This is a genomic window from Streptomyces atratus (assembly GCF_040655115.1).
Classification (GTDB): domain Bacteria; phylum Actinomycetota; class Actinomycetes; order Streptomycetales; family Streptomycetaceae; genus Streptomyces; species Streptomyces atratus_D.
The window spans coordinates 82739-91162 of record NZ_JBFAJH010000029.1 but is presented as its reverse complement, the minus strand read 5'-3'; the positions used below and the strand labels follow the sequence as shown (position 1 = coordinate 91162).

Sequence of the window (8424 nt, the reverse complement as noted above, 5' to 3'; positions counted from 1 at the left end):
CCGGTACTCGGAGACGGGTACGCCGGGTTCGGAGAGCGGCCTGGAGAAACGGGCCGGTGGCAACACCGGAACCGCGCTTCAGGCCGACTCAACCGGAACGGGATGCCGTGCGCGCCAGCCGCCGGGCTGAGGGTGCGCAGCGTCGCCGCTGCCGACCCAGTCACGCCCAACTGCTCGGGCGGCGGGGTCCCGAATGAGCGCGAATGTCATCGCAATGACAGTGCCGATGCCCTCTGCCTTGCCTGCCAGCCAGCCAGCCAGCCAGCCAGCCAGGCAAGTTCACCAGCTGCAATGAGGGACGCGCTGGCAACCTCAGCTTCCGGAAACCTTTTCGCCCGTGCCTCCGCCCTGCCTATGCTGCGACCCGCCCCTTTCCTCGACTGACGAGGCCGACATGCACCAGTCATGGAACAGTGACCGCCGCCGTACCGCGATCGGTCGCTCTAGCCTCTCCGTGCCGGCGCGCCAGGCTCTGGCCGACCGCCAGCTGCACGCGGACCGCACGATCCTCGACTACGGCTGCGGCCGAGGCGGCGACGTCGCATCCCTCCAGCGCCTCGATTGCAAGATCACCGGTTGGGACCCCTACTACAGCTCGAACGCGCCGGTGGCCCCCTCCGACGTCGTCCTCCTCACCTACGTCCTGAACATCATCGAGGACCCTGTCGAGCGTCGGCAGACGCTCAAGGAGGCATGGAGGCTCGCCACCTCCGTACTCATCGTCTCGGCTCGCCTCACCTGGGAGCGGTCCAAAGTCCGCGGCCTGGAGTACGGCGACGGCCTCCTCACCAGTCGGCAGACGTTTCAGCACCTCTTCAGCCCGGACGAGCTCCGGATCTACGTCGAGGAAGTCACAGGAACACGTTGCATATCAGCGGCCCCCGGCATCGTGTACGCCTTCAAGGACGACTCAGCCCGACTGGGCTACCTCGCACACCGCATCGTCCCCGACGCCGAGTGGCTCGCTTCAGCCGATACCGCTTCCGCTATCGCCTCCCTGGTCGACTACGTCCAACGGCGTGGCCGCCCGCCCCGTGTCGACGAGATGCCCCGGTCGATGGCCGAACAGCTCGCCCACCTGAAACCCGGCGAACTTAAGCGCCTCATACGCGACTCCGCCGACGCCGAGAAGGTCACCGAGGGCGCCAAGCGCACGACGCTGAACACGCTGCTGTTCCTCGCAGTCGAGCTCTTCAACGGCCGAGGCCCGTTCAGCAGACTCCCCCTCGGCGTCCAGCTCGACGTCCGCTCTTTCTTCACCTCGTACAAAGAAGCCTGCAGGCGCTCCGACCGTCTGCTCCTCAAGCTCCGGGACGACACCTATATCCGGGGCGCCATGAACGCATCCAGCGTCGGCAAGATCACCGCGACCGCGCTGTACGTGCACCGCCGGGCGATCGACCGGATGCCGACAGTCCTGCGCCTGTACGAGCACTGCGCCTCCGTCGCCGCCGGCCGCCCTCAGGAATGGACCATCGCCAAGCTGAAACACCAGGGGCGAGCCATCAGCTGGCTCGGCTACCCGGAATTCGACAAGGACCCACACCCGCGGATCACGTCCTCGTACCTGGTAGATCTCAAGACCCTCGAGACCTCGCACATGTCCTACGCGGACTCCGCCAACCGTCCTCTGCTCCACCGCAAGCACGAATTCCTGGCGCCCGACGACTCGGACGTGCCGCGTTACCTTCGTCTGACCGAGTCCGAGCTACGCGCTGGCCTCTACGAGAATCCGCACCTGATCGGCACCGAGAATGGCTGGGAGGCCGAACTGATCAGGTGCGGTCGCATGCTTCGGGGACACCGGCTAGTCCGACGCCCCGAAGACTGAGCAGCTCAAACCGTCAGGGGGCATCCGGTTGCATGTACGCGATAGTCTCCGCCAAGCCGTCCGGGTCGAAGTCCGAGACCTGCCCGGGGAACCACGAGAAGCGGAGGCCATTGGTGGCCACCTCCTCCGGGAGGCCCATTGCGGTCAGCACATGGCTCGGCGTGTACGAGGCGCTGGTGCATGCGGAACCGGTCGCCACGGCCACCTGGTCCTTGATCCGTACGATCAGGGCCTCAGCGTTGAGCCCGTCGAAGGTCACATTGAGGATGTGCGGGACCGCGTGGTCGACATCACCGTTGATCTGGAAGCGGGTCTTCCCGAGCGCTGCGAGCAGACGCTCCCGCATCGCCTTCGCGTCGCGCTCCCAACTCGACCGGTTCTCCTGGAAGACCTTGGCTGCTTCGTACAGCCCCATGATCAGTGGCACGGGGAGGGTCCCGGGGCGCAGCTTTCGTTCCTGCCCGCCGCCGAACATGATCGGCTCCAGCGGCACCTTGTCCCAGCCTCGACGCCGGGTCACCAGAGCGCCGCTTCCCTTGGGTGCACCGATCTTGTGGCCGCTAATGCTGGTCAAATCGATGGGTGCCTTCAGGTCCTCGGGAACCTTTGCGTACCCCTGCGCGGCATCGACGTGCAGATAAGTCGCGGTCTTCTGGAGCTTCTCCGCCAGCTCGGCCACCGGCTGGATGACACCCGTCTCATTGTTCACGTGCATTAGCGAGACGAGCAGAGTGTCCGTCCTCAGCTTCTCCAGCACGGCCTCCGTGGAGATCCGCCCCGAGGGGCCGGGCTCCAGGAAATCGACCTCGAACCCCCGCTTTTCCTGCAGATGCAGCAGGGGCTCGATGACCGCCTTGTGCTCGATGGCGGAGGTGATGATGTGTTTCCGGCCGCGCTTCTCGCCGTACGGGGCCATGCCGAGCAGCGCGATGTTGTTGGACTCCGTCGCTCCACTAGTGAAGATGACCTCTTCGGTCCTCACACCGACTGTCCCGGCGAGGAACGCCCTGGCCTCCTGGACTGCCTTCTTTGCCCGGGATCCGTACTCATGGGTGCGGCTGCCGGCGTTGCCGAAGTCTTCGGTCATCCAGTGGAGCACCACATCAGCCACCCGCGGCTCCACACGGGTCGTCGCCGCCACATCCAGATACGCCACCACCACACTCACCCTTCCCAGAGCAATCATCCCGCCGGGTACGTCAAACCGTTAACGTACACGCATGCGCGGCTGACGCACAGCGCGGCGCCTGAGAGTTGTCAACGCAGACATCAACGTATGTCTTCCCGGGCAGGAACGCCCTTGGCTCGAGCCGGGCGCCCCCCAGACATGCCGGTGCGCCTTACGTACGTGAAGATAACGTAACTTCAGCAAGCTACGTACGTTAACTGGATGACGTACGCTAGGGTTGCCGGGTGGAGATCAACGCAGCGAAACCAGCCACCAGAGTCGTAGCTCCGCGCACCTCAACGGGGTTCGAGTACACGTTCCCTGCGATCCGCGGCATTCAGGCAGGGCGCGAGTACTACGTCTCGATGTGCCCCCTGCGCCTCATCCCAAAGATTTTCATCTTCGACGAAGACGAGCTCTCGCCCGAACTGCGCGCCCAGCGGGTCCTCAACAAGGGGCGCCTCCCGGCACTCACGAAGTACATTCTGGATAATCCAGGGGATTACGTCTTCAGTGCTCTGACCGCATCCGTGGACGGCGACGTGGAGTTCGACCATCTCGGCTCCGACGGCAACGCCTTCCGTACCGGTCAGCTGCGCATCCCCATGGACTCTCGCTTCCTGATCAACGACGGCCAGCACCGACGCGCAGCCATCGAGCACGCCCTCAAGGAAAACCCGGACATCGGCAACGAGACAATCGCCGTCGTCTTCTTCCACGACGCGGGGCTCGCCCGCTCGCAGCAGATGTTCGCGGACCTCAACCGGCACGCGGTGCGTCCGGCCCGGTCCATCGGCGTCCTCTACGACCACCGGGACAGCGAAGCCCAGGTCGCACGTACACTGGCCGGCCAGTGCAAGGTCTTCAAGGGCTACGTCGAGATGGAGAAGAGCACCCTCTCCGCCCGTTCCCGAATGATGTTTACCTTGAGTGCTCTCTACTACGGCACCCAGTCCCTCCTCCAAGGCCTGGAGATCGAGACAGACACCGCAGCCGAGCTGGCGCAGGAGTACTGGGAGCACATCGACACGACGCTTCCCGAGTGGGAGATGGTTCGTAAGCGAGAGCTCTCGGCACCCGAGATGCGGCGCGACTTCATCCACAGTCACGGAATCGCGTTGCATGCTCTCGGCCGTATTGGAAATTCCCTATTTCGAGACTCCACCGCGCCCAGTAAATGGAAACGGAAACTCTCCCCTCTGAAAATGGTCGACTGGACTCGGGCGAATGCAGACTGGGAGGGCCGTGCCATCGTTGGCGGCCGCGTTTCCAAAAGCCACCAAAATGTAGCTCTTACAGTCAACTACCTGCGCAATCACCTGCGCCTCGGCCTCAGCGCCGAAGAACAGCGGGTAGAGAACGCATACCTGCGAGGCGAAGCATGAGCACCATCCCTCTGCAACTCGGCATCACGCCTGTCCGGCGGAAGCCGTTCGACGGCCAACCCCTCGGAGAGGTCATCGCCAAGCTCTCAGAAGAGGTGCGTGAGCTTTACACCGCCGACCAGGTGCCCTGGGTCATCGGATATAGCGGCGGGAAGGACTCCACCGCGGTCCTTCAACTCGTATGGAACGCCGTCGCTGCCCTGCCGGCGGAGCAGCGCACCAAGACGGTCCACGTCATCAGCACCGATACCCTCGTCGAGAACCCCGTCGTCGCGGCGTGGGTGACAACATCCCTGGAGACGATGGAGAAAGCCGCCGTCGAGCAAGGCCTACCCATCGAGCCTCATCGCCTGACGCCGGAGATCAAGGACACTTTCTGGGTCAACCTGATCGGTCGGGGCTACCCGGCGCCCCGCCCCAAGTTCCGCTGGTGCACCGAGCGCCTCAAGATCAAGCCCTCCAACTCCTTCATCCGGAACGTTGTGGCAGCACATGGCGAGGCGATCATGGTGCTCGGTATCCGTAAGACCGAAAGCCAGGCGCGCGCCCGTGCCATGGAGAAGCACGAGAAGCGACGCGTCCGTGATCGTCTCTCCCCCAACGCAAACCTTCCCAACTCCCTCGTCTACAGCCCGGTCGAAGACTGGACCAACGACGACGTCTGGGAGTACCTGATGCAGAAGCCCAACCCTTGGGGCTACAACAATCAGGATCTCCTCACCATGTACCAGGGCGCCTCCGGCGATGGCGAGTGCCCGCTCGTGGTCGACTCAACCACTCCCTCCTGCGGCTCCAGCCGCTTCGGGTGCTGGACGTGCACGCTCGTCGAGCAGGACAAGTCGATGTCGGCGATGATCCAGAACGACGAGGAGAAGGAGTGGATGAGGCCGCTCCTGGACCTCCGCGACAAGCTCGACGCCCCATTCGGCTACTTCGAAGAGGGCGAGGAAGGACTCCCCGCCGGCCGGAAGCTCCCGTACCCCCGCCCTGACCAGCCGGCCCGAGACTTCCGTCGCATGAACGGCAAGGTCATGGTCTACACGCGCCGGACCGACGGCGAAGAGGTCCCGATCCACGGCCCGTACCTGCAGAAGTTCCGCCAGAACTGGCTCAAGGACCTGCTGGATGCCCAGACCTGGATTCGCGCCAACGCGCCGGAGCACGTCAAGAACATCGAGCTGATCACCCTCGACGAGCTGCACGAGATCCGTCGCCTCTGGGTCTTCGACAAGCACGAGGTCGAGGACTCCCTGCCCCGTATCTACAAGGAGTCCACGGGCGAGGACTTCCCGGGCGGCCCTCTGGACGAGCAACTCGTCATGGGCGCGGACGAGATGGAACTCCTGAAGGAGCTCTGCGGGGACGACGGCCTGCACTACGACATGGTCCGTGAGCTGCTCTCCGTCGAGCGGAAGTACCGGACAATGTCCCGACGCGCTGGCCTCTTCCAAGCCCTGGAGACCGCCGTAAAGAAGGGTTACTACGAGGACAGCACCGACGCCATCGACTTCGCGCAACGCAAGAACAAGTGGCGTGAGGAATCGCAATCGCAGACCCACCTGACCCTGGACGAAGAAACCAATATCGATGCTACTGCGTAAGATCACTCTCGAAGAGTTCGGGGCTTACCGCGGCACCCAGTCGCTGGATCTGACCACCAAGAAGAACAAGCCGATCGTCCTCGTCGGCGGCCTCAACGGCTGCGGTAAGACGACCCTCCTCGACGCCATCCAGTTGGCACTGTACGGGCCGCGAGCGCGTTGCAGCGGTCGAGGCAGCAAGTCGTACGAGACGTACCTCCGCGAGAGCATCAACCGGCAGGCCGACCCGACCCGCGGTGCGCAGATCACCCTCGAGTTCACGGTCACGGTGAACGGCACGGAGCACTACTACAAGGTGGTCCGCAGCTGGCACACCAGCGGCAAGACGACGCTCAAGGAATTCCTGAATGCGTTCGTCGACGAGGAGTACGGCTCCAGGGCGAAGCCGGGGCGACGCGTCGAACCTGAGCTGAAGTACAGCCGGGTTCTCAGCCAGGAGTGGGCCGACCACATCGAGAGCCTGCTTCCCCTCGAAGTCGCCTCGCTATCGTTTTTCGACGGAGAGAAAATCGGATCGCTCGCCGACCCCGAGCGCGCGGCATCGGTCATCGAATCGGCCATCCACTCGCTGCTGGGTGTCAGCACCGTCCAGCAGCTCCGTACGGACCTGCTCGCGCTCCAGCGCCGGCAGAAGCTGTCGGACGAAGAGCAGCACCTGATAGACAAGATCCACGCGGAGGAGCAGGAACGGCAGGCGGCCGACGCCGCTCTGGAGAACGCAGAACAGCGGGCCGCGCAACGCAACAGCGAGCTCGTCAAAGCTCGGCGCACTCTCGAAACGCTGGAGACTGCCTACAAGCAGGAGGGCGGCAACCTCTTCGAGCGTCGCGTCGAGATCGAGCGCGAGTACGCGCAGGTTTCCGCTCGCCTCGCCGACATCCGCAGCTTCCTTGTCCAGTTGGCTGCAGGCCCGCTTCCGCTCCTCATGATGGAAAGCCACCTCAAGGAGCTACGCAAGCAGGCTGGTCGCGAGCGGACGGCAGCCGAGTCCCACCAGGTACTGAGGGTGCTCGAAGAGCGTGACCAGTGGCTACTGGACATGCTCCCTGACGAGGCGAAGGCCGCCGTAATGGAGAAGCTGGAGGCTGACCGCGCCAAGCGCGCCAAGTCCGCCGGTCTCAAGGTGGATCTGGGCCTCTCCCAGGACACACTCCCCCAGCTGTCGGCACTCGACGAGGCACTCAGTCGCGACAAAGCACGAGCTGCCGAGCTCCTTCAGCAGGCGGCGGAAGCCGCCGAAGAGCGTGTGCAGCTGGAGCGTCAGCTGGCGGGGGTACCGGCAAAGAGCAAGGTCGAGGCCATCCAGAAGAAGCGTGCAGACCAGCTCCAGGAAGTCGCACGGCTGGAGCGGGAGCACGAGAATAGCCTCAACAACGTCGACGAGTTGAAGCGCCGCCTCGGATACGTCTCCGCCTCCCTGCGGCGTGCCCACGAAGAGTTCGTTCGTACCAAGGTGAAGGCCGAAGAGGTCGAGCGGATCATCAAGTACTCGGAGAAGGCCCGGAAGACGCTGGCACAGTTCGGCGATGCCCTCCTCAAACGGCACATCAGCCGCCTCGAGGTAGCAATGCTCACGAGCTTCCAGACCCTCATGCGCAAGCAGGGCCTGGTGAACGACCTCCGCATCGATACCGACAAATTCACGCTCACCCTGACTGACGCCGACGGTGAGCCGATCGACCCCGGCCGTCTCAGCGCGGGCGAGCGCCAGCTACTCGCCGTCTCCCTCCTCTGGGGCTTGATGAAGGTCGCCGGCAACCACCTGCCCAGCGTGATCGACACGCCGCTCGGCCGGCTCGACAGCCGCCACCGTGAGCACTTGGTGGACCGATACTTCCCATACGCCAGCGACCAAGTCCTCCTCCTCTCCACCGATGAGGAGATCGATGAGTACCTGCTTGGCCGCCTCAAGAAGTCCGTCGCCCACACCTACACCCTGGTCCACGACGACACCACCTTCACAACAAGCGTCGTCGAGGGTTACTGGTGGAACGCAGGAGCCAGCAATGTCGCTTGAGACCATCCGCCTCGCCACCGCAAGCAAGGACCGCCTGAGCCGTCTGAAGCACACCACCGGCATCACCCAGTGGAACGTCCTGTGCCGCTGGGCCCTGGCGCTCTCCCTGGCGGACGCCTCTACCCCCCTGGTTCGTGAGGTCGTCACCGACTCCAACGTCGAGATGTCCTGGAAGACCTTCGCCGGACCCCACGGCGACCTCTACCTCGCCCTGCTCAAGCAGCGCTGCGTGGCCGATGGACTGGAGCCGACGGACGAGAACGTCTCCAATACGCTAACGATCCATCTGGCCCGGGGGGTCGGATACTTGGGTGCGCACAAGGAGATGACGGCGATCGAGGGGTTGATCGGGGCCGTAACAACCGTCTGACGTCAAGAATCGCCCAGGGCCGACTCGCCTGCGTGGGTCGGCCCTTTCCTAC

6 protein-coding genes are annotated in these 8424 nt (G+C 64.2%); 5 read left to right on the top strand and 1 reads right to left on the bottom strand.

What is annotated here, in order from left to right; translation table 11 throughout:
* Positions 1-394 precede the first annotated feature (394 nt).
* Positions 395-1831, top strand: a complete 1437-nt coding sequence (locus AB0I23_RS26560) for a DNA phosphorothioation-associated putative methyltransferase (protein ID WP_359112908.1) — start codon at positions 395-397, stop codon at positions 1829-1831.
* Between the two features lie 13 nt (positions 1832-1844).
* Here the strand turns inward: AB0I23_RS26560 and dndA are convergent, their stop codons facing one another.
* On the bottom strand, positions 1845-2999 hold the full coding sequence (gene dndA / locus AB0I23_RS26555; RefSeq protein ID WP_359112906.1) for a cysteine desulfurase DndA: 1155 nt from the start codon (positions 2997-2999) through the stop codon (positions 1845-1847).
* Between the two features lie 245 nt (positions 3000-3244).
* Here dndA and dndB point away from each other — a divergent pair, with 245 nt between their 5' ends.
* From dndB to dndE, 4 genes are read left to right on the top strand one after another with little or no spacing between them, the layout of a single operon-like run.
* Entirely contained in the window at positions 3245-4384 is a 1140-nt protein-coding gene (dndB, locus tag AB0I23_RS26550; protein ID WP_359112905.1) for a DNA sulfur modification protein DndB, read from the top strand.
* The gene (gene dndC, locus AB0I23_RS26545; RefSeq protein WP_359112903.1) at positions 4381-5985 is read left to right on the top strand and encodes a DNA phosphorothioation system sulfurtransferase DndC; all 1605 of its coding nucleotides are present in this window, start codon (positions 4381-4383) and stop codon (positions 5983-5985) included. The genes dndB and dndC overlap by 4 nt, the downstream gene beginning before the upstream one ends.
* Positions 5972-8002: a DNA sulfur modification protein DndD gene (dndD, locus tag AB0I23_RS26540; protein WP_359112902.1), complete on the top strand. Its 2031-nt coding sequence runs from the start codon at positions 5972-5974 to the stop codon at positions 8000-8002. The genes dndC and dndD overlap by 14 nt, the downstream gene beginning before the upstream one ends.
* Positions 7992-8372, top strand: coding sequence for a DNA sulfur modification protein DndE (gene dndE / locus AB0I23_RS26535; protein WP_359112900.1), 381 nt, complete (start codon positions 7992-7994; stop codon positions 8370-8372). The genes dndD and dndE overlap by 11 nt, the downstream gene beginning before the upstream one ends.
* Positions 8373-8424: the final 52 nt, after the last annotated feature.